The 23,591-nt window shown below is 54.1% G+C and carries 21 protein-coding genes, 5 tRNA genes and 1 other RNA gene; 20 read left to right on the top strand and 7 right to left on the bottom strand.

Annotated features, from left to right (window positions below):
* Positions 1 to 46: 46 nt before the first annotated feature.
* The 4 genes from LZP96_RS14950 to LZP96_RS14935 all read right to left on the bottom strand — a co-directional run bounded on the left by LZP96_RS14950 (position 47) and on the right by LZP96_RS14935 (position 3,651).
* Positions 47 to 985 carry a sugar kinase gene (locus LZP96_RS14950; protein ID WP_064324368.1) on the bottom strand — a complete coding sequence of 313 codons (939 nt, stop codon included), beginning with the start codon at positions 983 to 985 and terminating at the stop codon, positions 47 to 49.
* Positions 986 to 989: 4 nt separating this feature from the next.
* Positions 990 to 1,739, bottom strand: coding sequence for a sugar phosphate isomerase/epimerase family protein (locus LZP96_RS14945; protein ID WP_064324369.1), 750 nt, complete (start codon positions 1,737 to 1,739; stop codon positions 990 to 992).
* Between the two features lie 102 nt (positions 1,740 to 1,841).
* Positions 1,842 to 2,858 carry a LacI family DNA-binding transcriptional regulator gene (locus LZP96_RS14940; RefSeq protein ID WP_064324370.1) on the bottom strand — a complete coding sequence of 339 codons (1,017 nt, stop codon included), beginning with the start codon at positions 2,856 to 2,858 and terminating at the stop codon, positions 1,842 to 1,844.
* Between the two features lie 130 nt (positions 2,859 to 2,988).
* A complete protein-coding gene (locus tag LZP96_RS14935; protein WP_064324371.1) occupies positions 2,989 to 3,651 on the bottom strand; it encodes an OmpA family lipoprotein in 663 nt (220 codons plus the stop codon).
* 168 nt (positions 3,652 to 3,819) lie between these two features.
* Between LZP96_RS14935 and LZP96_RS14930 the strand changes: the two genes are divergently transcribed.
* Positions 3,820 to 6,147, top strand: a complete 2,328-nt coding sequence (locus LZP96_RS14930; RefSeq protein WP_071892301.1) for a molybdopterin guanine dinucleotide-containing S/N-oxide reductase — start codon at positions 3,820 to 3,822, stop codon at positions 6,145 to 6,147.
* Here LZP96_RS14930 and LZP96_RS14925 read toward each other — a convergent pair.
* Together LZP96_RS14925 and tag are read right to left on the bottom strand one after the other, a co-directional pair.
* Complete coding sequence (locus tag LZP96_RS14925; protein ID WP_064324373.1) at positions 6,116 to 6,556, bottom strand: N-acetyltransferase; 441 nt, start codon at positions 6,554 to 6,556, stop codon at positions 6,116 to 6,118. The two genes, LZP96_RS14930 and LZP96_RS14925, sit on opposite strands and share 32 nt — an antisense overlap.
* Positions 6,534 to 7,115 carry a DNA-3-methyladenine glycosylase I gene (gene tag / locus LZP96_RS14920; protein ID WP_064324374.1) on the bottom strand — a complete coding sequence of 194 codons (582 nt, stop codon included), beginning with the start codon at positions 7,113 to 7,115 and terminating at the stop codon, positions 6,534 to 6,536. The genes LZP96_RS14925 and tag overlap by 23 nt, the downstream gene beginning before the upstream one ends.
* A gap of 156 nt (positions 7,116 to 7,271) precedes the next feature.
* Here tag and LZP96_RS14915 point away from each other — a divergent pair, with 156 nt between their 5' ends.
* From LZP96_RS14915 to dppF, 10 genes are all read left to right on the top strand, one after another.
* Positions 7,272 to 7,964 carry an autotransporter domain-containing protein gene (locus LZP96_RS14915; protein ID WP_064324375.1) on the top strand — a complete coding sequence of 231 codons (693 nt, stop codon included), beginning with the start codon at positions 7,272 to 7,274 and terminating at the stop codon, positions 7,962 to 7,964.
* A gap of 238 nt (positions 7,965 to 8,202) precedes the next feature.
* A complete protein-coding gene (locus LZP96_RS14910) occupies positions 8,203 to 9,405 on the top strand; it encodes an L-lactate MFS transporter (RefSeq protein ID WP_064324376.1) in 1,203 nt (400 codons plus the stop codon).
* 260 nt (positions 9,406 to 9,665) lie between these two features.
* Positions 9,666 to 11,357, top strand: coding sequence for a kdo(2)-lipid A phosphoethanolamine 7''-transferase (eptB, locus tag LZP96_RS14905; RefSeq protein WP_064324377.1), 1,692 nt, complete (start codon positions 9,666 to 9,668; stop codon positions 11,355 to 11,357).
* Between the two features lie 91 nt (positions 11,358 to 11,448).
* Positions 11,449 to 11,525: transfer RNA gene (locus LZP96_RS14900), tRNA-Pro, on the top strand.
* A 38-nt stretch (positions 11,526 to 11,563) separates the two neighbouring features.
* Positions 11,564 to 11,696, top strand: a non-coding RNA gene (locus LZP96_RS14895) — RtT sRNA.
* A gap of 621 nt (positions 11,697 to 12,317) precedes the next feature.
* Positions 12,318 to 13,925: a dipeptide ABC transporter periplasmic-binding protein DppA gene (gene dppA, locus LZP96_RS14890; RefSeq protein WP_064324378.1), complete on the top strand. Its 1,608-nt coding sequence runs from the start codon at positions 12,318 to 12,320 to the stop codon at positions 13,923 to 13,925.
* A 156-nt stretch (positions 13,926 to 14,081) separates the two neighbouring features.
* Complete coding sequence (dppB, locus tag LZP96_RS14885) at positions 14,082 to 15,101, top strand: dipeptide ABC transporter permease DppB (RefSeq protein WP_064324379.1); 1,020 nt, start codon at positions 14,082 to 14,084, stop codon at positions 15,099 to 15,101.
* A gap of 9 nt (positions 15,102 to 15,110) precedes the next feature.
* Entirely contained in the window at positions 15,111 to 16,013 is a 903-nt protein-coding gene (gene dppC, locus LZP96_RS14880) for a dipeptide ABC transporter permease DppC (protein ID WP_064324380.1), read from the top strand.
* Between the two features lie 10 nt (positions 16,014 to 16,023).
* Entirely contained in the window at positions 16,024 to 17,007 is a 984-nt protein-coding gene (gene dppD, locus LZP96_RS14875; protein ID WP_064324381.1) for a dipeptide ABC transporter ATP-binding protein, read from the top strand.
* The gene (dppF, locus tag LZP96_RS14870) at positions 17,004 to 18,017 is read left to right on the top strand and encodes a dipeptide ABC transporter ATP-binding subunit DppF (protein ID WP_064324382.1); all 1,014 of its coding nucleotides are present in this window, start codon (positions 17,004 to 17,006) and stop codon (positions 18,015 to 18,017) included. The genes dppD and dppF overlap by 4 nt, the downstream gene beginning before the upstream one ends.
* Before the next feature lie 53 nt (positions 18,018 to 18,070).
* Here the strand turns inward: dppF and coaA are convergent, their stop codons facing one another.
* Positions 18,071 to 19,021: a type I pantothenate kinase gene (gene coaA, locus LZP96_RS14865; RefSeq protein WP_064328048.1), complete on the bottom strand. Its 951-nt coding sequence runs from the start codon at positions 19,019 to 19,021 to the stop codon at positions 18,071 to 18,073.
* A 332-nt stretch (positions 19,022 to 19,353) separates the two neighbouring features.
* Here coaA and LZP96_RS14855 point away from each other — a divergent pair.
* The 9 genes from LZP96_RS14855 (at position 19,354) to rplA (ending at position 23,551) form a co-directional block, all read left to right on the top strand.
* Positions 19,354 to 19,429, top strand: a tRNA-Thr gene (locus tag LZP96_RS14855).
* Positions 19,430 to 19,437: 8 nt separating this feature from the next.
* Positions 19,438 to 19,522 (top strand) — tRNA-Tyr (locus tag LZP96_RS14850).
* A gap of 117 nt (positions 19,523 to 19,639) precedes the next feature.
* Positions 19,640 to 19,714: transfer RNA gene (locus tag LZP96_RS14845), tRNA-Gly, on the top strand.
* A gap of 5 nt (positions 19,715 to 19,719) precedes the next feature.
* Positions 19,720 to 19,795, top strand: a tRNA-Thr gene (locus tag LZP96_RS14840).
* Positions 19,796 to 19,913: 118 nt separating this feature from the next.
* A complete protein-coding gene (gene tuf, locus LZP96_RS14835; protein WP_064324383.1) occupies positions 19,914 to 21,098 on the top strand; it encodes an elongation factor Tu in 1,185 nt (394 codons plus the stop codon).
* A 229-nt stretch (positions 21,099 to 21,327) separates the two neighbouring features.
* A complete protein-coding gene (secE, locus tag LZP96_RS14830; protein ID WP_049842136.1) occupies positions 21,328 to 21,711 on the top strand; it encodes a preprotein translocase subunit SecE in 384 nt (127 codons plus the stop codon).
* Position 21,712: 1 nt separating this feature from the next.
* Positions 21,713 to 22,258 (top strand): transcription termination/antitermination protein NusG, encoded by a 546-nt coding sequence (gene nusG, locus LZP96_RS14825; RefSeq protein WP_064324384.1) that lies wholly within the window; start codon positions 21,713 to 21,715, stop codon positions 22,256 to 22,258.
* A gap of 156 nt (positions 22,259 to 22,414) precedes the next feature.
* Positions 22,415 to 22,843 (top strand): 50S ribosomal protein L11, encoded by a 429-nt coding sequence (gene rplK, locus LZP96_RS14820; RefSeq protein WP_064324385.1) that lies wholly within the window; start codon positions 22,415 to 22,417, stop codon positions 22,841 to 22,843.
* 3 nt (positions 22,844 to 22,846) lie between these two features.
* Complete coding sequence (gene rplA, locus LZP96_RS14815) at positions 22,847 to 23,551, top strand: 50S ribosomal protein L1 (RefSeq protein ID WP_006176745.1); 705 nt, start codon at positions 22,847 to 22,849, stop codon at positions 23,549 to 23,551.
* Positions 23,552 to 23,591 lie beyond the last annotated feature (40 nt).

The following is a 23,591-nucleotide window of genomic DNA, read 5'->3' as shown; positions in this document are numbered from 1 at the left end:
AGGTGATACCGCCGTTGTATGTAGGGTACACGGTGGTGAATTTGGGTTATTCGGATAACTGGTTGCGCGTGGGCAATCCTTCACTGTCGCCCTGCACCTGAATCGCCAGCGAACCAATGTGGTTACCCCGGGCGACGGCCTGCTGCAGCGTTTTGCCTTCCAGCAGGGCGCTGATGACCCCCACGGCAAAACCATCTCCCGCACCAACGGTATCGACGACGTTATCGACGTGAACCGCCGGAACGGTGCCTTGCTCACTGGCGGATGTTTTGAACCAGGCACCGTCAGCGCCGATCTTGACGATCACGGCCTTAACGCCTCGCTCCAGATAAAAATCGGCAATGCCTTCCGGCGTCGTTTCGCCAGTGAGAATGGTTCCCTCTTTGAGGCCGGGCAAAACCCAGTCGGCCTTAAACGCCAGATGGTTGAGTTTTTCCACCATCTCGGCTTCGCTTTTCCAGAGAACGGGACGAAGGTTGGGATCAAAGGAGATACTTTTCCCCTGAGCTTTGAAGTTCGTTGCGGCATGATCGAGCAGTGCCCAGGAGCTGGCGGACAGCGCCGCCGCCACACCGCTCAGGTGCAAATGGCGTGCTGAACTGAAATAGCCCGGACTGAAATCCTCAGTAGAGAGGTGGCTCGCGGCGGAGCCTTTACGGAAATACTCCACAATGGGATCGGTTCCATTATCGACTTTCGATTTAACCTGGAAACCGGTTGGATACCGGTCATCCAGCGTCACGCCTGTTGAATCAATCCCCTCTTTTTTCAGGCAATCTAAAACATACTGCCCAAAGCTGTCGTTCCCTACGCGGCTCACCCAGCCGACGTTCAGCCCCAGGCGTGCCAGCCCGGTGGCAACGTTCAGCTCCGCGCCCGCGACGCGTTTGATAAAGCGTTCGACGTGGCTCAGATCGCCGGTTTCGGTGGCGACAAACATGGTCATCGCCTCACCAATGGTGATGACATCCAGCCTCTTTTGCATGGCGTTACTCCTCACGCAGCAGGTTGACATAATGGCGTGTGACCGCGGCTAAATCCGGGCCTTCCAGGGGAAATTCAATGCCTCGTGGCGCATCGCCCGGCAGTTGTTCCAGCAGCGCCATCCAGCGCGCGTCTGCGCAATCGGGCGCTATGGCGCGAAAGTGCTGATGATGCGGGACGGCCGCTTTGACATGAATATAGCTGACGGCTGGCGCCAGATGACGGGCCGCCTCTTCCGGTGATTCGCCGACCCAGAGCCAGTTGCCGGTGTCAAACGTCAGGGTGACGGGTAATGCCATGACCCGGCAGGCGGCTTTAAAACGTTGCATGGGGGCGAGCTGACCACAGTCGGTCTGATCGTTCTCCACCACCAGCGCCATTCCGCTCTCGCTGAGAAGCATGCGTAAGTGTTCCAGCGGTTTTTTATCGTGGAACTGTCCCAGAGATAGTTTGAGCCACAGGGCATTCAGCGCTGAGGCTTCCTGAAGATAGAGCGGAAGGTCCGGGTTGAGGGTGCCGTCCGGCATAAAGAGGGCGGCTGGGGCGGAATAACACGCCAGTAAATCCAGCCCTTCGATAGACCGGGCGAGGTCAGGCAGCGCGTTGAGTTCTTCCGGGGTGAAGAGTTCACGACGAATTTCTACGCCATCCGCGCCGCCGGCAGCAATCACCGGCAGTATCGCGCTCTGACCACCTGCCTCTCGTACCCGATCCGCGCCATACGCGGCGGTAACGACCATTATTTTCCTGACCATTGCCTGACTCCATCACCTAATCGATACTATTACGCTAGATGGAACCGGTTCCAAAGGAAAGGTCAGTGTGTGTAATTTATGATCGCCATCACGAAGGGGAAATTAACGGGCGGTCGAACCGCGAACGATCAGTTCACCGGAGAAAACCTGCTCGCGAACCCGGTCATCGAGGCCTTCGATGCGGCGCACGACCTGCTCTACGGCGGCGTAGCCGATTTGCCAGGTGGGCTGTTTGAGGGTGGTTATCCCCACACCCGCAAGCTCCGCCCACTCCAGCTCATCGAACCCTAATAACCCAATATCGCTTCCCCAGTGCAGACCGAGGCGTTTGAGCGAGCGGGCCACCTGAAGCGTGAGCGCACCGTTGGCGGAAATAATCGCTTTACGCATTCCACGGTGATGCGTATGGAACTGGCGCAGGGCATTATCAATCTGCCCGGCTTCATGCAGCGGGGTTTCGGCATTTTCGGCAATGACGCCTGGATAGCGCGCCAGCGTGGCGCGAAAAGCACTCAGGCGATCGCGCCGGGTATTGACCATACCCAGCGGTTCGCTGAGGAACAGAATCGCTTCAAAGCCCTGCTCGATAAGATGTTCTGTGGCGGTGGTCGCCGCCTGAGTATTATCCAGCCCGACCACGTCGCAGGCGAAATCCGGAATTTTGCGGTCGATCAGGACCATGGGTAAAGAGGATTGCTGCAACCGGTTTAACCCCTCTTCGCGCATGCCGACGGCGTTGACCACGATGCCTTCGACCTGATAGCTCCGCAGCAGATCGAGGTAGTGCAACTCCTGATCCAGTTCGTTATTGGTATTACACACCAAAGGGGTGAACCCTTTTTCGCGGCAGGCGGCTTCAATTCCACTGAGCACATTGACGGAGTAGGGATTGGTAATATCGGCGATGATGAGCCCAATCAGGCGTGTTCTGCCCCGTTTCAGGCCGCGCGCCATCAGGCTGGGGCGGTAATTGAGATCGGCAATGGCCTGTTCAATACGCGCCAGCAGCGCATCGGACAGCAGGTGTTTTTCGCCATTCAGATAGCGCGAAATGCTGGTCTTCCCGGTCCTGGCGGCTTTCGCCACGTCGCTGATGGTGGCGCGTGCTGGTTTGCTCATCGCTGATTCCCTTATGAATAGTGAGAACACCTTAGCGGGAAAATGAGCGATGGCAAGCGCTTCATGATGGCGTGCTTAGCCGGAGGGTGTTAATCCAGCCCTCTCCCACCGGGAGAGGGAGGGAGCGCCTTTATTGAAGAGGGCTTAAGGTGATCTCAACGCGGCGGTTTTGCGCTTTGCCTTCCGCCGTGCTGTTGCTGGCGATAGGATTTGCCGGACCCATGCCGCTGGTGCGGATACGGGTGGCCACGACGCCCTGTGTAATCAGCGAGCTGGCGACGGAATCTGCACGCTGCTGTGACAGGCGCATATTCAGATCCTGGCCGCCGGTGCTGTCGGTGTAACCGATGACGTTAATCGCAGTTTTAGGATACTCTTTCAGCACCATCGCGACGCCCGTCAGGGTATTCGCACCAGCAGGTTTCAGCGTGGCGCTGGAGCTGTCAAACGTAACGTTGTTCGGCATGTTCAGGATGATGTTGTCACCACTTCGCGTCACGCTGACGCCGGTACCCTGCATTTTGTCGCGCAGTTTCGCTTCCTGCACATCCATGTAATACCCGACGCCGCCGCCCAGGGCTGCGCCAGCCGCTGCACCAATCAACGCGCCTTTGCCGCGATCTTTTTTGGACGAGGAGAGCGCGCCAACGCCTGCACCCACCAGGGAGCCAAGGCCCGCGCCGATGCCGGATTTACCCGCTTCGCGTTCGCCGGTGTAAGGGTTTGTTGTGCAGCCTGAAACAGCCAGTGCACCGCTCACCAGAGCGGCAATAACCAGTACGCGTTTATTCATCTTATTTCCTTAATCCTTTTTATTCTTTGCCACAGCGAGCGTGGCGGTTGATTATGACGTCCAAATAGTTAGAAAATTTCAGGGATAACTCCGAAATTTGTGTCAAACCATAAACAGCCTCAACAGAAGGCCGTCATACCTGCAACAGGCAACCCGGGAGCGCACGCTTTGACCACTTCGACAAAAACCATTCTGACCGCCGCCCATTGGGGCCCCATGCTGGTGGAGACTGACGGTGACACTGTTTTCTCCTCGCGGGGCGCGCTGCCCGTGCAGCACCCGAATTCGTTACAAACTGCCGTTCGCGATCAGGTGCACAGCAAAACCCGCGTGCGCTGGCCGATGGTGCGCAAAGGGTTTCTTGCGTCACCCGATAAACCGCAGGGCGTACGCGGGGAGGATGAGTTTGTTCGCGTAAGCTGGGATGACGCACTGGCCCTGATTGACGCGCAGCACAAGCGTATTCGCCAGAGCTATGGCCCGGCGTCGATTTTTGCCGGTTCCTATGGCTGGCGTTCAAATGGGGTGCTGCATAAAGCGGCGACGCTGCTCCAGCGTTATATGAGCCTGGCGGGTGGGTATACGGGGCATCTCGGTGATTATTCCACCGGCGCGGCGCAGGCAATCATGCCGTACGTGGTGGGGGGAAACGAAGTTTATCAGCAGCAAACCAGCTGGCCGCTGGTGCTGGAACATACTGACGTGGTGGTGCTTTGGAGCGCCAACCCTCTCAACACGCTGAAAATTGCCTGGAATGCCAGCGACGAGCAGGGCATCGGGTATTTTGACGCGCTGCGTAAAAGCGGCAAACGCATCCTGTGTATCGATCCGATGCGTTCGGAAACGATGGATTTTATGGGCGACAGCGCGGAGTGGATTGCGCCGCATATGGGCACGGACGTGGCGCTGATGCTGGGGATTGCGCATACGCTGGTTGAAAACAACTGGCATGACGAAGCTTTCCTTGCGCGTTGCACCACAGGCTATGACAAATTTGCTGACTATTTATTGGGCCATGCCGACGGTATCGCCAAAACGGCGGAGTGGGCGGCAGAAATTTGTGGCGTAAGTGCGCCTAAAATTCGCGAGCTTGCAGAGCTATTCCATAACCACACCACCATGTTGATGTCCGGTTGGGGTATGCAGCGCCAGCAGTTTGGCGAACAAAAGCACTGGATGCTGGTGACGCTGGCCGCAATGCTTGGGCAGATTGGTACGCCGGGCGGGGGTTTTGGCCTCTCTTATCATTTTGCGAACGGCGGCAATCCGACGCGTAAAGCTGCGGTCCTGGCCTCGATGCAGGGGCTGGTGAAAAACGGGACCGACGCGGTGGATAAAATCCCCGTCGCCCGTATTGTTGAAGCGCTGGAAAACCCCGGCGGTTTTTATCAGCACAACGGCATGGATCGACACTTCCCGGATATTCGTTTCGTCTGGTGGGCCGGCGGAGCAAACTTTACCCATCATCAGGACACCAACCGCCTGATTCGTGCATGGAAAAAGCCGGAGCTGGTCGTCATTTCCGAGTGCTTCTGGACCGCAGCGGCCAAACACGCGGATATCGTCTTACCCGCCACCACGTCGTTCGAGCGTAACGATCTCACCATGACCGGCGATTACAGTAATCAGCACATGGTGCCGATGAAGCGCGTTGTCGCGCCGCGTGATGAAGCCCGCGATGATTTTGAGGTGTTCGCCGATCTCTGCGAGCGCTGGGAGACGGGTGGACGCGAGCGCTTTACTGAAGGTAAAACGGACCTCCAGTGGCTGGAAACGTTCTACCACATTGCCGGAGAACGCGGCGCGGCGCACGGCGTGACCTTGCCGCCCTTTGCTGAGTTTTGGCAGGCCAACGCGATCTTCGAAATGCCGGAGAGCGAGCAAAATGACCGCTTTGTCCGGTTTGCCGATTTCCGTCGCGATCCGCAAAATCATCCCCTCAAAACCGAGAGCGGCAAAATAGAAATCTATAGCCAGCGGATCGCCCGCTATGGCTATGCGGACTGCCCGCCGCATCCGATGTGGCTTGAGCCAGATGAGTGGCAGGGCAATGCCCGGCCCGAGCAGTTGCAGGTATTGTCCGCCCATCCGGCGCATCGTCTGCACAGCCAGTTGAATTACGCTTCACTGCGTGAGCGCTATGCCGTCGCAGGGCGTGAGCCGGTGACCCTGAATACGCAGGATGCGAACGCGCGCGGTATTGCGGAGGGTGACGTCGTGCGCGTCTGGAACGATCGCGGACAGGTTCTGGCGGGGGCCGTGGTGAGCGATGGTATCAGGCCGGGCGTCATCTGTATTCACCAGGGCGCATGGCCCGATTTGGATCGCACCAACGGCGGGATCTGTAAAAACGGCGCGGTCAACGTGCTGACCAAAGATCTCCCCAGCTCAAAGCTGGGGAACGGCTGTGCCGGGAATACGGCACTGGCATGGGTTGAGAAATATACAGGCCCTGAGCTTACGCTCACGGCGTTTGATCCTCCTGCCAGCGCATGATCCAGGTGGGGTGTTGCGTTTCGTCTTGCCAGGCGCTGTCTTCAATGCGAAAGCCCTGCGCATGATAGAAATTCACCGCCCGACTGTTCTTCTGGTAAACCTCCAGAGTGAGATCGGCATAGCGCTGTTTTACATGGGCGATCAGCGCCTTGCCGATGCCTTTTCCAAGATATGCGGGGTCGACAAACAGGGCCCCTATAAATTGCGAATGCATCACGCTGATAAACCCCCGCAGTTCTCCAGCGTCCATCCAGACCCAGGTTTCTGCTGAAGGCAGCCAGGTGTTGCGAACCAGAGGTTCACTCTCTTTCCAGTATTGGGCATCGATAAACGGGTGCGCTTCGGTGGTGCTTTCCATCCACAAGCGCAGCAGCGGGGCGGTATCGTTACTTTGCCATTTGTGAATCATTCCCTCCTCCCGGGTAACAAATACATCCTGTAATATGGTCGTTGACCAGCCCGCAGGCCTGCATGAACGAGTAGCAAATGGTGGTGCCCACGAACTTAAAGCCGCGTTTTTTCAACGCCTTTGAGAGTGCATCAGAAGCGGGTGTCGACGTTGGAATGTCGGCCCGGGTGGCGGCATGGGAAACCTGCGGCTGGTGGTCGACAAATCCCCAGACAAACTCTGCGAAAGGTTCCCCGTTTTGCGCCATCGTCAGAAAGGCGCGGGCGTTGCCGATGATGGCCTGAATTTTCCCCCGGTGGCGGATAATTCCTGCATCCTGCACCAGTCTTTCCACATCCTCATCGGTCATGGCGGCTACGGCTAACGGATCAAAATGATGGAAGGCGCGCCGGTAATTTTCGCGTTTTTTCAGTACGGTGATCCACGATAAGCCGGCCTGTTGGCCTTCAAGACAGATCATCTCGAAAAGCTTCTGTGCGTTGGTCTCCGGCACCCCCCATTCCTGGTCATGGTAATCAATATAAAGCTGATCCTGACTGACCCACCCGCAACGTTGCATGATTTCGCTCCCTTGTTGATTCCAGTGGAGAAATATTTCATCAGCCCTGCTTGACGTGTCTGTTAAAAAGACAATAGTTAATACAGGGCTATGTCCTTATACCTCTTCGTACACAATGAGAAATATCGCCGAATTCGGCTCTCTGGAGTCGCTTTGATGATGATAAAAAAAATCAGTGGTCGCCATGCTTACATAAGCCTGGCGGGGCTATTTCTGTGCCACTCAGCTTATGCATGGCAACAGGAATATATCGTTTCAGACGCAGAAAGTAATACGACAGAACGCTATACATGGGATGCCGATCACCAACCGCGCTATGAGGACATCCTCGAAGAGCGCATCCGCACGTCGCAAACCGTCTCAGGGCTGGCATTAACCATGCCGGAGAATTATCCGGCGGAATCGACGAGTACGCTGAGCCTGGGCGTCAGCATTCCTGTCACGCGCAATATTACGACCGGGCCGGTTGCGGCTTGGCATTACGACGGCTCATCGTCCTCTTTATACAATGAGTTTGGCGATAATGTGAATACTGCCACGCTGACCGATCCGCTCTGGCATGCCAGCGTCAGCACGTTGGGGTGGCGCGTGGATTCACAGTGGGGCGAACTGCGTCCATGGGCGCAGATAAGTTATAACCAGCAGTTCGGTGATAATCAGTGGAAATCGCAGTCAGGCCTCAATCGCCTCTCCGCCAGCATGCAAAACGGCAACTGGACCGATGTCACCGTGGGGGCAGACGTCTTGCTTCATCCGCATATGGCCGCCTATGCGTCGCTGTCCCAGGCCGATAATGCCATGACGGGGGAAGATTATCTTTATACGCTGGGCGTGAGCGCCAGATTTTAAATATTGTGCGATTCTTCAACCTTGTTGTAACATCTTGTATACAGGAACAGCCGGGTTCAGGGCGATAGTAGACGCTAACTTCACGTCATTTCCTGCCCCGGCAAGGTCGTTCATGCCGGATTAAAGGCATTTCATTCCGTTTCTCCTGCAACTCGTGCCGTTTTCCCCCTGAAGAGAAGGGTTTTGTTTATCGTTGTCTACAGCGAATTCCCTTACTTTCTCTTGCAGGACAACTGCCATGAACACATCAAACTACAATCGTACGCGCTGGCTGACCCTTTTTGGCACCATCGTGACGCAGTTCGCGTTGGGATCGGTTTATACCTGGAGCCTGTTTAACAGCGCATTGTCCGATAAGCTCGGCGCGCCGGTAAGCCAGGTCGCATTTTCCTTTGGTCTGTTAAGCCTGGGGTTAGCATTGTCCTCCTCGGTGGCGGGCAAATTACAGGAACGTTTTGGTGTTAAACGCGTGACGATGGCCTCCGGGATCCTGCTGGGAGTGGGCTTCTTCCTGACCGCGCATTCCAGCAGCCTGATGATGTTGTGGCTGAGCGCAGGGGTGTTAGTCGGCCTGGCGGATGGCGCAGGTTATCTGTTAACGCTGTCAAACTGTGTGAAATGGTTCCCGGAGCGCAAGGGGCTGATTTCTGCCTTCTCCATCGGTTCGTATGGCCTGGGCAGCCTGGGTTTCAAATTCATTGACTCGCATCTTCTGGCTTCCGTTGGCCTGGAAAAGACCTTCATGATCTGGGGCGCTATCGTGCTGGTGATGATTCTTTTCGGCGCAACGCTGATGAAAGACGCCCCTCAGCAGGAGGTCAAAACAGTGAACGGGGTGGTGGAAAACGACTTCACGTTGGCGCAATCCATGCGTAAACCACAGTACTGGATGCTGGCCGTAATGTTCCTGACCGCCTGCATGAGTGGCCTGTACGTCATTGGCGTGGCGAAGGATATCGCACAGGGAATGGTGAAACTGGACGCAATGACGGCGGCGAATGCGGTGACGGTGATCTCCATTGCAAACCTGTCGGGCCGTCTGGTGCTGGGTATCCTCTCAGATAAAATGTCACGTATCCGCGTGATTACGCTGGGCCAGGTCGTGTCGCTGGTGGGTATGGCTGCCTTGCTGTTCGCACCGCTAAACGAAATGACCTTCTTTGCCGCCATCGCCTGTGTCGCGTTTAACTTTGGTGGCACCATCACCGTCTTCCCGTCGCTGGTCAGCGAGTTCTTTGGCCTGAACAACCTGGCGAAAAATTACGGTGTGATTTACCTGGGCTTTGGGATTGGCAGTATTTGCGGCTCCCTGATTGCATCGCTGTTTGGTGGCTTCTACGTGACCTTCTGCGTCATCTTCGCCCTGCTGATTCTCTCTCTGGCGCTATCGACAACTATTCGTCAGCCACGGCGTGAAAGCTTCCAGGAAGCACACGCGTAATCATGCGATGAACGAGGCCGGTTATCCGGCCTTTTTGCTGTCTGCGTTCTGATAAAAGACAGTATCAGTCAAGTCAGAGTTTGTTTTTTTGTAAATAACTGCCGCGATCACACACTCTGCTGCCACTTTTTCCCTTCCCTGTGGTCTACTTACCACGCTTGTAGACGTTTCCTATAACGATCCCCTGAGCGAATATCTACGTTGTTCACTTTTGATTCAAAGGTGTACGGCGTGACCGTCCCTTTTTTCGGGTTGCATGCATGAAATACATTAAATCGATGACTCAACAAAAGCTGAGTTTGCTGCTGGCGTTGTACATCGGCCTGTTTATGAACGGTGCTGTTTTTTTCCGTCGGTTTGACGGTTATGCACAAGATTTTACTTTCTGGAAGGGTATTGCCGCGGTTGTTGAACTGGCCGGTACCGTGCTGGTGACGTTCTTCTTATTACGTTTGCTCTCTCTTTTCGGACGACGTGTCTGGCGCGTACTGGCGTCTCTGGTTGTGTTGTGCTCGGCGGGGGCCAGCTACTACATGACCTTTATGAATGTGGTGATAGGCTACGGTATTATTGCCTCGGTCATGACCACCGATATCGACCTGTCGAAAGAGGTCGTTGGCTTACACTTCATCCTCTGGCTGATTGGCGTGAGCGCCTTACCGCTTCTGTTTATCTGGAGCAACCGTTGCCGCTATACCTTATTGCGCCAGATGCGCACGCCGGGTTTGCGTATTCGTAGCGTCGCGGTGGTGCTGCTGGCAGGGTTGATGGTCTGGGGGCCAATTCGCCTGCTGGAAGTGAAGCAAAAGAATGATGAACGAACCTCTGGCGTTGATATGCCAAGCTATGGCGGTGTGATCGCCAACTCTTATCTTCCCTCAAACTGGATCTCGGCTCTTGGGCTGTACGCCTGGGCGCAGGTGGACGAGTCCTCTGATAATAAATCGCTGATGAACCCGGCGAAGAAGTTTACCTATGAAGCGCCGAAAGACATCGATGATACCTACGTTGTGTTCATCATTGGTGAGACGACGCGCTGGGATCATATGGGCATGCTGGGTTACGACCGCGACACTACGCCTAAGCTGTCGCAGGAAAAGAATCTCGTTGCGTTCCGTGGCTACTCTTGTGATACCGCCACCAAGCTTTCGCTGCGCTGTATGTTCGTGCGTGAAGGCGGGGCGAGCGATAACCCGCAGCGTACGCTGAAAGAGCAAAACGTCTTCTCTGTGTTACACCAGCTTGGTTTTTCGGCCGACCTGTACGCAATGCAGAGCGAGATGTGGTTCTACAGCAACACCATGGCGAAGAATATCGCCTACCGTGAACAGATTGGTGCTGAGCCGCGTAACCGGGGTAAGAGCGTTGACGACATGCTGCTCATCGACGAGATGAAGAACTCGTTAAACGGTAATCCGGATGGCAAGCACATGATCATCCTGCATACCAAAGGGTCGCACTTCAACTACACGCAGCGTTATCCGCGCAGCTTCGCAAAATGGACGCCGGAATGTGTGGGTGTCGATAAGGACTGTACCAAAGAGCAACTGATCAACTCCTATGACAATACGGTGATGTATGTCGATCACTTTATCGATAGCGTCATTGACCAGGTCCGCGATAAGAAAGCGATTGTTTTCTACGCGGCTGACCACGGTGAGTCGATTAATGAGTATGAGCACCTGCACGGTACGCCGCGTAAAATGGCGCCACCAGAGCAGTTCCGCGTGCCTATGATGGTCTGGATGTCGGATAAGTACCTTGAAGAGCCTGAGAAGGCGAAAATGTTCCAGCATCTGAAGAAAGAAGCGGAAATGAAGGTGCCTCGCCGTCACGTAGAGCTGTATGACACCATTATGGGCTGCCTCGGCTATACCTCACCTGACGGTGGAATTAACGAGAATAACAACTGGTGTCACCTTCCTGACGACACCGCGAAAGCCACGAAGTAACCGGTCTGGCGAGTTTCTCGCCGATCGAATGGCTTTTTTATCATAAGGGATTGACGGGCGCATACCTCAGCAGTAAGATGCGCTCCGCATTCGGCGAGTAGCGCAGCTTGGTAGCGCAACTGGTTTGGGACCAGTGGGTCGGAGGTTCGAATCCTCTCTCGCCGACCACATTTAAAAAAGGGCTAACCGCAAGGTTGGCCCTTTTTGCATCCACAATGTATGTGAGGATGAGAAACTCCGGGGCAGGAGGTTCGACTCGAGCGAAGCGAGAGAACGTTGCTTTAGCAACGGCCCGCAGGGCGAGCCACGAAGTGGCGAGTCATCCTCTCTCGCCGACCACATTTAGAAAAGGGCTAACCGCAAGGTTGGCCCTTTTTGCATTAGGACGTTATTCCCTTCAACCCTGCAAAATGCCCCTGATCCTCGTTATGCCCTGCCTGTTAACGATTTTGTGACATATTCCATTGTATTTTTTTATATATAGATTGATCTTTTTTCGCGTTGCTTATGGATAACCTCAGCATTTTCCGCTGTGCGTTTTAACGTTCGCGGTATTAAGTGCTCACATTATCACCGTTCTGTAAGAAAGTTTACCTAATCTGCATAAATGTTAATCACTGGATGTTGCGAAATATGAAGAGAATTGTGCTACAACATCGCGAGTAGCATAAATTTCCCTGCTGAAAATAGGTGCCTGGAGTTTTTTTAATCTTTGTTTGCCATTTCTCACCCTCAACGTAAATCCCCGTCACCTGTATTGACGTTTTCACATTCTGTTGACAGATTGTAGGGCACGAGGGGCATTTCAGGGAGGATCTGCGCTGCAACTCTGTCGCTCTTCTGAAAGGATTCTCCATCCCTTATAACGCCTTCGGGCACCACCGACCGGACCGGGTAAAAAATAAATAAAGGTCAGGCGGCGTAACACAACAAAGCAAAACATCACATTGGAGCAGAATAATGAGTATTTCCTTGAAGAAGTCAGGGATGCTGAAGCTTGGTCTGAGCCTGGTTGCTCTCACCGTCGCGGCAAGCGTACAGGCAAAAACCCTGGTTTACTGTTCTGAAGGCTCGCCGGAAGGCTTTAACCCACAGCTCTTCACCTCTGGTACGACGTACGACGCAAGCTCTGTGCCGATTTATAACCGTCTGGTTGAATTCAAAACCGGTACCACGGAAGTCATTCCTGGCCTGGCGGAGAAATGGGAAGTCAGCGAAGACGGCAAAACCTACACCTTCCACCTGCGTCAGGGTGTTAAATGGCAGGACAGCAAAGAATTTAAACCTACGCGCGACTTAAACGCCGACGACGTTGTGTTCTCCTTCGACCGTCAGAAAAATGCCCAGAACCCGTACCATAAAGTTTCTGGTGGCAGCTACGAATACTTCGAAGGTATGGGTCTGCCAGACCTGATTACCGAAGTGAAAAAAGTGGACGACAAAACGGTTCAGTTCGTGCTGTCTCGCCCGGAAGCGCCATTCCTGGCTGACCTGGCCATGGACTTCGCTTCTATTCTGTCAAAAGAATATGCAGACAATATGCTGAAAGCGGGCACCCCGGAGAAAGTGGATCTTAATCCAATTGGTACCGGTCCGTTCCAGCTGCTGCAGTACCAGAAAGATTCCCGCATTCTGTACAAAGCGTTTGAAGGCTTCTGGGGCACCAAGCCGAAGATCGACCGCCTGGTCTTCTCCATCACGCCTGATGCCTCTGTACGCTATGCCAAACTGCAGAAAAATGAATGCCAGGTCATGCCATACCCGAACCCGGCTGACATTGCGCGCATGAAGCAGGACAAAAATATCAACCTGCTGGAGCAGGCTGGCCTGAACGTGGGTTATCTCTCCTTTAACACCGAGAAGAAGCCGTTCGACGACGTGAAAGTGCGTCAGGCGCTGACCTACGCGGTGAACAAAGAAGCGATCATCAAAGCGGTGTATCAGGGCGCAGGCGTTGCGGCGAAAAACCTGATTCCACCAACGATGTGGGGCTATAACGACGACATCAAAGACTACAGCTACGATCCGGAAAAAGCGAAAGCGCTGCTGAAAGAAGCAGGTCAGGATAAAGGCTTTACCGTTGAGCTGTGGGCGATGCCTGTTCAGCGTCCATACAACCCGAACGCACGCCGCATGGCTGAAATGGTTCAGGCTGACTGGGCTAAGATCGGCGTTCAGGCCAAGATTGTGACCTACGAGTGGGGCGAGTATCTGAAGCGCGCCAAAGCAGGTGAGCATCAGGCTGTGATGATGGGCTGGACCGGCGACAATGGGGATCCGGACAACTTCTTCGCGACCCTGTTCAGCTGTGCGGCCGCGAAAGATGGTTCTAACTACTCTCGCTGGTGCTACAAGCCGTTTGAAGACCTGATTCAGCCGGCGCGTGCGACCGACGACCACAACAAACGTATCGAACTCTACAAGCAGGCTCAGGTTGTGATGCACGATCAGGCTCCGGCTCTGATTGTTGCTCACTCCACGGTGTACGAGCCAGTGCGTAAAGAAGTGAAAGGCTATGTGGTTGATCCACTGGGCAAACACCACTTTGAAAACGTCTCTGTTGAATAATAAGTAGGGTGTTCACCCTCTCCCTCCGGGAGGGGGCGGGGTGAGAGGGATCGGTTTCCTCTCACCCTCATCTTCTCTGCAGGAGAAGATATTTACATTTGTGAGCAATACAGACGTCACGCCGCTGGTTGTGCGTCATTAGAGAGAATCCGGGTTATGTTGCAGTTCATCCTCCGACGTCTGGGACTTGTTATCCCCACGTTTATCGGTATTACCCTTCTCACCTTTGCCTTTGTCCATATGATCCCCGGTGACCCGGTGATGATTATGGCGGGTGAGCGTGGAATCTCCCCCGAGCGTCATGCGCAACTGTTGGCCGAACTCGGCCTGAATAAGCCCTTGTGGCAACAGTACCTCAACTATATCTGGGGCGTCATGCATGGTGATTTGGGTATTTCGCTGAAAAGCCGTCTTCCGGTGTGGGACGAGTTTGTGCCTCGCTTTAAAGCGACGCTCGAACTGGGTGTCTGCGCCATGATTTTTGCCACCGCCGTGGGTATCCCCGTTGGCGTGCTGGCTGCCGTTAAACGCGGTTCCATCTTCGATCATACTGCGGTGGGCCTGGCGCTGACCGGTTACTCCATGCCTATCTTCTGGTGGGGCATGATGTTGATCATGCTGGTCTCTGTGCACTGGAACCTGACGCCCGTTTCCGGTCGCGTCAGCGATATGGTGTTCCTTGATGATACGAATCCGCTTACCGGATTCATGCTTATCGACACCGCGATCTGGGGTGAAGAGGGCAACTTCATTGATGCGGTGGCGCATATGATCTTACCGGCCATGGTGTTGGGGACGATCCCGCTGGCCGTGATTGTTCGTATGACACGCTCCTCCATGCTGGAAGTGCTGGGTGAGGATTATATCCGTACCGCGCGCGCCAAAGGGCTGACCCGTATGCGCGTCATCATTGTTCACGCCCTGCGAAACGCCATGCTGCCGGTGGTGACCGTGATCGGTTTGCAGGTAGGTACGCTGCTGGCGGGGGCTATCCTGACCGAAACGATCTTCTCATGGCCGGGCCTGGGACGCTGGTTGATTGATGCACTGCAGCGCCGTGATTATCCGGTGGTGCAGGGGGGTGTGTTGCTGGTGGCGACGATGATTATCCTCGTTAACCTGCTGGTCGATTTGCTGTACGGCGTGGTGAACCCGCGTATTCGTCATAAGAAGTAAGGGGCCATCATGTCACAAGTTACTCCAAATAAAGTTATTGCTGCCCCGGTGCCGATGACGCCGCTGCAGGAATTCTGGCATTACTTCAAACGTAACAAGGGTGCGGTTATCGGCCTGGTGTACGTGGTCATCATGCTGATTATCGCGGTCTTCGCGAACTATCTGGCGCCGTATAACCCAGCCGATCAGTTCCGCGACGTGCTGCTCGCTCCGCCAGCCTGGCAGGACGGCGGCACGATGGCGCACCTGTTGGGAACCGATGATGTCGGCCGTGATGTGTTATCGCGTCTAATGTACGGTGCTCGCCTGTCGCTGCTGGTAGGCTGCCTGGTGGTGGTGCTGTCGTTGATCCTCGGGGTTATCCTGGGGCTGGTCGCCGGCTATTTTGGCGGGATTATCGATAATCTCATCATGCGCGTGGTTGACATCATGCTGGCGCTGCCAAGCCTGCTGTTAGCGCTGGTGCTGGTGGCCGTCTTTGGGCCATCCATTGGTAACGCCGCGCTGGCGCTGACGTTTGTCGCGCTTCCGCACTATGTTCGATTAACGCGAGCGGCGGTGCTGGTCGAAGTGAACCGCGATTACGTCACGGCATCTCGCGTGGCAGGGGCGGGCGCACTGCGTCAGATGTTCGTCAATATTCTTCCGAACTGCCTTGCGCCGCTGATTGTTCAGGCGTCGCTCGGTTTCTCTAACGCGATTCTCGATATGGCTGCTTTAGGCTTCCTTGGCATGGGTGCGCAACCGCCAACACCGGAATGGGGCACCATGCTCGCCGATGTGTTGCAGTTCGCGCAAAGCGCCTGGTGGGTCGTGACCTTCCCGGGTCTGGCGATCCTGCTAACGGTGCTGGCATTTAACCTGATGGGTGATGGTCTGCGTGATGCACTTGATCCCAAACTGAAGCAGTAAGAGGCACGAGATGGCGTTATTAAATGTAGATAAATTATCGGTGCACTTCGGTGACGTAGGCACCGAGTTTCGTGCCGTAGACCGTATCAGCTACAGCGTGAACCAGGGTGAAGTGGTTGGCATTGTCGGGGAGTCTGGTTCAGGTAAATCGGTCAGCTCGCTGGCGATTATGGGACTGATTGATTTCCCGGGCCGCGTGATGGCAGAAAGCCTCGAATTCAACGGCCAGGACCTGAAGCGTATCTCCGAGAAGCAGCGCCGCCAGCTGGTCGGCGCTGAAGTGGCGATGATCTTCCAGGACCCGATGACCAGCCTGAACCCATGCTATACCGTGGGCTTCCAGATTATGGAAGCCATTAAGGTGCATCAGGGGGGTAATAAGAGCACGCGCCGTCAGCGCGCGATCGATTTGCTGAATCAGGTGGGTATTCCCGATCCTGCCTCGCGTCTGGATGTTTATCCGCACCAGTTGTCCGGTGGGATGAGCCAGCGCGTGATGATTGCAATGGCGATTGCCTGCCGGCCGAAGCTGCTCATTGCCGATGAACCGACGACGGCACTGGATGTGACCATTCAGGCGCAGATCATTGAGCTGCTGCTGGAATTACAGCAGAAAGAGAACATGGCGCTGGTGCTGATCACCCACGATTTGGCCCTGGTGGCCGAAGCGGCGCATAAAATCATTGTAATGTATGCAGGCCAGGTGGTGGAAACCGGCAATTCGCACGATATCTTCCGTGCGCCCCGTCATCCGTATACCCAGGCTTTGCTTCGTGCACTGCCGGAGTTTGCGCAGGATAAAGCCCGTCTGGCGTCGCTGCCGGGCGTAGTGCCGGGTAAATACGATCGCCCGACAGGCTGCTTGCTCAATCCTCGCTGTCCGTATGCGACGGATAAATGCCGTGCTGAAGAACCTGAGCTGTTTACCTTAAATGACGGTCGTCAGTCGAAATGTCACTATCCCCTTGATGATGCCGGGAGGCCCACACTATGAGTACGCAAGAGGCCACCAGGCACCTTCCGCTGTTGCAGGCGATCGATCTTAAAAAACATTATCCGGTGAAGAAGGGGCTTTTTGCCCCGGAACGCCTGGTAAAGGCGCTGGATGGGGTGTCGTTCACCCTTGAGCGCGGCAAGACGCTGGCTGTGGTCGGGGAGTCAGGGTGCGGTAAATCCACCCTCGGACGCCTGCTGACGATGATTGAGACGCCCACCGGCGGTGAGCTTTATTATCAGGGGCAGGATCTGCTTAAGCACGATCCGCAGGCGCAAAAGCTGCGCCGACAGAAAATCCAGATTGTGTTCCAGAACCCGTACGGCTCCCTGAACCCGCGCAAGAAAGTGGGGCAGATTCTGGAAGAGCCGCTGCAAATCAACAGCGAGTTGAGTAAAGAGCAGCGTCGCGAGAAAGCGCTGGCGATGATGGCGAAGGTCGGCCTGAAGACCGAGCATTACGATCGCTACCCGCATATGTTCTCCGGCGGGCAGCGCCAGCGTATTGCCATCGCGCGTGGACTGATGCTTGACCCGGACGTGGTGATTGCCGATGAACCGGTATCGGCACTCGACGTTTCGGTGCGTGCTCAGGTGCTTAACCTGATGATGGATTTACAGCAGGATATGGGCCTGTCCTATGTGTTCATTTCACATGACCTGTCCGTGGTCGAGCACATCGCCGATGAAGTGATGGTGATGTATCTGGGCCGCTGCGTAGAAAAGGGCACGAAGGATCAGATTTTTAATAATCCTCGTCACCCGTATACGCAGGCTTTGCTTTCAGCGACACCGCGCCTGAATCCTGACGATCGACGCGAGCGTATCAAGCTGACCGGCGAGCTGCCAAGCCCGCTGAGTCCACCGCCGGGCTGCGCTTTCAACGCCCGTTGCCGTCGACGTTTTGGCCCTTGTACTCAGCTACAGCCTCAGCTGAAAGAGTATGGCGGTCAGCTGGTAGCCTGCTTTGCAGTCGATCAGGATGAAAACGGTGAGAAACCTCACGCATAACCTAAAATAAAAAACCGGCGATGTTCGCCGGTTTTTTTGTCTCTGCGTCTCGCCTACTTACGTAAACGAACCTGGTCGACCGCGTGGTTTTCACTTTTGGTGAGGATCAGGCTGGCACGTTCGCGCGTGGGCAGGATGTTCTCTTTCAGGTTCACGTAGTTGATTTCGTTCCACAAGGATGTTGCCACGTTAATCGCTTCCTGCTCGGAAAGCTGGGCATAGTTGTGGAAGTAAGAGTCCGGATCGGTGAACGCCCCTTCGCGGAATTTCAGGAAGCGGTTGATATACCAGTTTTGCAGTAAATCTTCCGGGGCATCGACATAGATAGAGAAATCGACGAAATCGGAAACAAAGACATGATGCGGGTCGTGGGGATAATCCATACCGCTTTGCAGAACATTTAAGCCTTCCAGAATCAGGATATCCGGCTGGACTACGGTCTTATCGCCATCGGGAATACGATCATAAATAAGATGAGAGTAAACCGGGGCGGTCACGTTCGGCGCGCCGGATTTCAGGTCAGAGACAAATTTTACCAGGCGATGCATATCATAAGAGAGCGGGAAGCCTTTTTTCTTCATCAGGCCGCGTTCTTTTAATACGTCGTTGGGATGCAGGAAACCATCTGTGGTGATCAGCTCTACGCTGCGGTGCTCTGGCCAGCGGCTGAGCAGGGCCTGAAGAACACGAGCGGTGGTGCTTTTCCCGACGGCTACGCTGCCTGCAATGCTGATGATATAAGGTATGCGCTGGCCGTTAGTGCCGAGAAACTGTTCCAGCACCGCCTGGCGGCGCAGGTTGGAACTAATATAGAAGTTAAGCAAACGCGACAAAGGCAAATAGATCTCAGCCACTTCTTCAAGCGATAAATCTTCGTTGATCCCTTTTAACCGTGCTATCTCGCCTTCAGTCAGCGTCATAGGGACGGAATCACGCAGTGCAGCCCACTGGCTACGGTTAAATTGAAGGTAGGGTGTCATTAACGATTGCTCTTTTTTGCTCATAAGCATGATCTGTGAACTCTGTACCGACTCAATCGGGCAAGCGGGCGAGCAGAAGTCCATCACTTAGTAGTTAATTTTGGACAATGGGCAGGAGGTTAACACCAGATGACGCGAATAATAAGAAAAAATATGGGCAAGTGATGCTTCCGCGGGAGTCATCACGGTACGTATAAAAGAAGTATTTGGCCCTCTGTCGCTGGTTATTTGACCTGCAACGCGTGAAATTACAGCGTTTTTTCCTGGTTACGCACAAAATGTGAGCGAAAGAACAATTTATGCAATTTTTTAGTTGCATGAACCGGCATGTCTCCATAAAATGCGCGCTACTTGATGCCGACTTAGCTCAGTAGGTAGAGCAACTGACTTGTAATCAGTAGGTCACCAGTTCGATTCCGGTAGTCGGCACCATCAAGTCCGGTGGGGTTCCCGAGCGGCCAAAGGGAGCAGACTGTAAATCTGCCGTCACAGACTTCGAAGGTTCGAATCCTTCCCCCACCACCACTTTCTGGCAGCGTAAATGCCGCCAGAGCTGGTTAGAAAAATTAATCAGCTCGAACTTAAAAAGAGAGAAATCTCTTTTTTTGTTACAGAAAGAACTGGGTAGCCGAGTTTCAGGATGCGGGCATCGTATAATGGCTATTACCTCAGCCTTCCAAGCTGATGATGCGGGTTCGATTCCCGCTGCCCGCTCCAAACGTGCTGATATGGCTCAGTTGGTAGAGCGCACCCTTGGTAAGGGTGAGGTCCCCAGTTCGACTCTGGGTATCAGCACCACTTCACTTATCCCTCCCGTTTCTCTCTGTTTCAATTTAAATAAATTCAACAGTTCAGGCGTTTTGCCTGGTTGATGTGGTGATATCACCGATTTATCCGTGTCTTAGAGGGACAATCGATGTCTAAAGAAAAGTTTGAACGTACAAAACCGCACGTCAACGTCGGTACTATCGGCCACGTTGACCATGGTAAAACAACGCTGACCGCTGCAATCACTACCGTTTTGGCTAAAACCTACGGTGGTTCTGCTCGTGCATTCGACCAGATCGATAACGCACCAGAAGAAAAAGCTCGTGGTATCACCATCAACACCTCTCACGTTGAATATGACACCCCGACTCGCCACTACGCACACGTAGACTGCCCAGGCCACGCCGACTATGTTAAAAACATGATCACCGGTGCTGCGCAGATGGACGGCGCGATCCTGGTTGTTGCTGCGACTGATGGCCCTATGCCTCAGACGCGTGAGCACATCCTGCTGGGTCGTCAGGTAGGCGTTCCTTACATCATCGTGTTCCTGAACAAATGCGACATGGTTGATGACGAAGAACTGCTGGAACTGGTAGAGATGGAAGTTCGTGAACTGCTGTCTCAGTACGATTTCCCAGGCGACGATACTCCAATCGTACGTGGTTCTGCTCTGAAAGCGCTGGAAGGCGAAGCTGAGTGGGAAGCGAAGATTGTTGAACTGGCTGGCTTCCTGGATTCTTACATCCCAGAACCAGAACGTGCTATCGACAAGCCATTCCTGCTGCCAATCGAAGACGTATTCTCTATCTCCGGCCGTGGTACTGTTGTTACCGGTCGTGTAGAGCGCGGTATCGTTAAAGTTGGCGAAGAAGTTGAAATCGTTGGTATCAAAGAGACTGCTAAGTCTACCTGTACCGGCGTTGAAATGTTCCGCAAACTGCTGGACGAAGGCCGCGCTGGTGAGAACGTTGGTGTTCTGCTGCGTGGTATCAAACGTGAAGAAATCGAACGTGGTCAGGTTCTGGCTAAGCCAGGCTCTATCAAGCCGCACACCAAATTCGAATCTGAAGTTTACATCCTGTCCAAAGATGAAGGCGGCCGTCATACTCCGTTCTTCAAAGGCTACCGTCCACAGTTCTACTTCCGTACAACTGACGTGACCGGTACCATCGAACTGCCAGAAGGCGTTGAGATGGTCATGCCAGGCGACAACATTCAGATGGTTGTTACCCTGATCCACCCAATCGCGATGGATGACGGTCTGCGTTTCGCAATCCGTGAAGGTGGTCGTACCGTTGGTGCGGGCGTTGTTGCAAAAGTTCTGGGCTAATAGCCGATAACATTTGACGCAATGCGCGATAAAAGGGCATCATTTGATGCCCTTTTTGCACGCTTTCGAACCAGAACCTGGCTCATCAGTGATTTTATTTGTCATAATCATTGCTGAGACAGGCTCTGTAGAGGGCGTTTAGTCCGAAAAGCTGCAGTGCATTTCGGCTTGGTTCGCCTCGCAATCGCGGGGTGAAAATGTTTGTAGAATTCTTCTGACAGGTTGGTTTATGAGTGCGAATACCGAAGCTCAAGGGAGCGGTCGCGGCCTGGAAGCGATGAAGTGGGTCATTGTAGCCGTGCTGCTGATTGTAGCGATCGTTGGCAACTACCTTTATCGTGACATGATGCTGCCGTTGCGTGCGCTGGCCGTAGTAATTCTTATTGCTGCAGCGGGTGGTGTCGCGCTGTTGACGACAAAAGGTAAAGCGACCGTTGCTTTTGCCCGCGAAGCGCGAACTGAAGTTCGCAAGGTCATTTGGCCGACTCGCCAGGAAACATTGCACACCACGCTGATTGTGGCAGCGGTGACTGCTGTAATGTCACTGATCCTGTGGGGACTGGATGGCATTCTGGTTCGCCTGGTCTCCTTTATCACTGGCCTGAGGTTCTAAGATGTCTGAAGCCCCTAAGATGCGCTGGTACGTCGTTCAGGCGTTTTCCGGTTTTGAAGGCCGTGTAGCAACGTCGCTGCGCGAGCATATCAAATTACACAATATGGAAGAGTTGTTTGGCGAAGTCATGGTACCGACCGAAGAAGTGGTCGAGATCCGTGGCGGCCTGCGTCGCAAAAGCGAGCGTAAATTCTTCCCGGGTTACGTGCTTGTTCAGATGGTGATGAACGATGCAAGCTGGCACCTGGTGCGCAGCGTCCCGCGCGTAATGGGCTTTATCGGCGGCACGTCCGACCGTCCGGCACCAATCAGCGACAAAGAAGTTGATGCGATTATGAACCGCCTGCAGCAGGTGGGTGATAAGCCGCGTCCTAAAACGCTGTTTGAACCGGGTGAAATGGTGCGTGTTAGCGACGGTCCGTTTGCTGACTTTAACGGCGTGGTTGAAGAAGTGGACTATGAAAAGTCCCGCCTGAAAGTATCTGTTTCTATCTTTGGTCGTGCGACCCCGGTAGAGCTGGACTTTGCACAGGTCGAAAAAGCCTAAGCACAGCGTAAAAAAGCGACGATTTAATCGTTGCACAGGGCGCGAGATTGGAATACAATTTCGCGCCTTTTGTTTTTATGGGTTGCGGCCCGTAAAACGAATTTATATCACGGGGAGCCTCACTGAGGCGTTATAACCCACACAGAGGATTTTAGAATGGCTAAGAAAGTACAAGCCTACGTTAAGCTGCAGGTTGCAGCGGGTATGGCTAACCCGAGTCCACCAGTAGGTCCGGCTCTGGGTCAACAGGGCGTTAACATCATGGAATTCTGTAAAGCGTTCAACGCCAAAACAGAATCCCTGGAAAAAGGCCTGCCAACTCCGGTTGTTATTACCGTTTACGCTGACCGTTCTTTCACCTTCATTACCAAGACCCCGCCGGCAGCAGTTCTGCTGAAAAAAGCGGCTGGTATCAAGTCTGGTTCCGGTAAGCCGAACAAAGACAAAGTAGGTAAAATTTCCCGCGCTCAGCTGCAGGAAATCGCGCAGACCAAAGCTGCCGACATGACTGGTTCCGACATTGAAGCGATGACTCGCTCCATTGAAGGTACTGCACGTTCCATGGGCCTGGTAGTGGAGGACTAAGAAATGGCTAAACTGACCAAGCGCATGTCCGTCATTCGTGACAAAGTTGACGCAACTAAGCAGTACGATATCAACGAAGCTATCGCTCTGCTGAAAGAACTGGCTACTGCTAAGTTCGTAGAAAGCGTTGACGTTGCCGTTAACCTCGGCATCGATGCTCGTAAATCCGATCAGAACGTTCGTGGCGCAACTGTACTGCCACACGGTACTGGCCGTTCCGTTCGCGTAGCTGTATTTGCTCAGGGTGCAAACGCTGAAGCTGCTAAAGCTGCCGGCGCTGAACTGGTAGGTATGGAAGATCTGGCTGATCAGATCAAGAAAGGCGAAATGAACTTCGACGTTGTTATCGCATCTCCAGATGCAATGCGCGTTGTTGGCCAGTTGGGCCAGGTTCTGGGTCCACGCGGCCTGATGCCAAACCCGAAAGTCGGTACTGTAACCCCTAACGTTGCTGAAGCGGTTAAGAACGCTAAAGCAGGTCAGGTTCGTTATCGTAACGACAAAAACGGCATCATCCACACCACCATCGGTAAAGTGGACTTTGACGCTGACAAACTGAAAGAAAACCTGGAATCTCTGCTGGTTGCGCTGAAAAAAGCGAAACCAACTCAGGCGAAAGGCGTGTACATCAAGAAAGTTAGCATCTCCACCACCATGGGTGCAGGTGTTGCAGTTGACCAGGCTGGCCTGAGCGCTGCTGCAAACTAATGCCTTTACGTGGGCGGTGGATTTGTCTACAATCTTACCC

Source organism: Huaxiibacter chinensis, from assembly GCF_022171985.1.
GTDB classification, from domain to species: Bacteria; Pseudomonadota; Gammaproteobacteria; order Enterobacterales; family Enterobacteriaceae; genus Enterobacter; species Enterobacter chinensis_A.
The sequence above is the reverse complement of the archived record's forward strand: the minus strand, read 5'-3'. Positions and strand labels throughout refer to the sequence as shown.

Bases quoted from the DNA above. Each gene is read 5' to 3' on its own strand.
- dppF (WP_064324382.1), top strand. From the start codon at position 17,004: ATGAGTACGCAAGAGGCCACCAGGCACCTTCCGCTGTTGCAGGCGATC.
- dppC (WP_064324380.1), top strand. From the start codon at position 15,111: ATGTCACAAGTTACTCCAAATAAAGTTATTGCTGCCCCGGTGCCGATG.
- LZP96_RS14915 (WP_064324375.1), top strand. From the start codon at position 7,272: ATGATGATAAAAAAAATCAGTGGTCGCCATGCTTACATAAGCCTGGCG.
- LZP96_RS14925 (WP_064324373.1), bottom strand. From the start codon at position 6,556: ATGATTCACAAATGGCAAAGTAACGATACCGCCCCGCTGCTGCGCTTG.
- coaA (WP_064328048.1), bottom strand. From the start codon at position 19,021: ATGAGCAAAAAAGAGCAATCGTTAATGACACCCTACCTTCAATTTAAC.
- LZP96_RS14935 (WP_064324371.1), bottom strand. From the start codon at position 3,651: ATGAATAAACGCGTACTGGTTATTGCCGCTCTGGTGAGCGGTGCACTG.
- dppD (WP_064324381.1), top strand. From the start codon at position 16,024: ATGGCGTTATTAAATGTAGATAAATTATCGGTGCACTTCGGTGACGTA.
- nusG (WP_064324384.1), top strand. From the start codon at position 21,713: ATGTCTGAAGCCCCTAAGATGCGCTGGTACGTCGTTCAGGCGTTTTCC.
- dppA (WP_064324378.1), top strand. From the start codon at position 12,318: ATGAGTATTTCCTTGAAGAAGTCAGGGATGCTGAAGCTTGGTCTGAGC.
- LZP96_RS14940 (WP_064324370.1), bottom strand. From the start codon at position 2,858: ATGAGCAAACCAGCACGCGCCACCATCAGCGACGTGGCGAAAGCCGCC.
- LZP96_RS14950 (WP_064324368.1), bottom strand. From the start codon at position 985: ATGCAAAAGAGGCTGGATGTCATCACCATTGGTGAGGCGATGACCATG.
- LZP96_RS14910 (WP_064324376.1), top strand. From the start codon at position 8,203: ATGAACACATCAAACTACAATCGTACGCGCTGGCTGACCCTTTTTGGC.
- rplA (WP_006176745.1), top strand. From the start codon at position 22,847: ATGGCTAAACTGACCAAGCGCATGTCCGTCATTCGTGACAAAGTTGAC.
- secE (WP_049842136.1), top strand. From the start codon at position 21,328: ATGAGTGCGAATACCGAAGCTCAAGGGAGCGGTCGCGGCCTGGAAGCG.
- tag (WP_064324374.1), bottom strand. From the start codon at position 7,115: ATGCAACGTTGCGGGTGGGTCAGTCAGGATCAGCTTTATATTGATTAC.
- eptB (WP_064324377.1), top strand. From the start codon at position 9,666: ATGAAATACATTAAATCGATGACTCAACAAAAGCTGAGTTTGCTGCTG.
- LZP96_RS14945 (WP_064324369.1), bottom strand. From the start codon at position 1,739: ATGGTCAGGAAAATAATGGTCGTTACCGCCGCGTATGGCGCGGATCGG.
- rplK (WP_064324385.1), top strand. From the start codon at position 22,415: ATGGCTAAGAAAGTACAAGCCTACGTTAAGCTGCAGGTTGCAGCGGGT.
- tuf (WP_064324383.1), top strand. From the start codon at position 19,914: ATGTCTAAAGAAAAGTTTGAACGTACAAAACCGCACGTCAACGTCGGT.
- dppB (WP_064324379.1), top strand. From the start codon at position 14,082: ATGTTGCAGTTCATCCTCCGACGTCTGGGACTTGTTATCCCCACGTTT.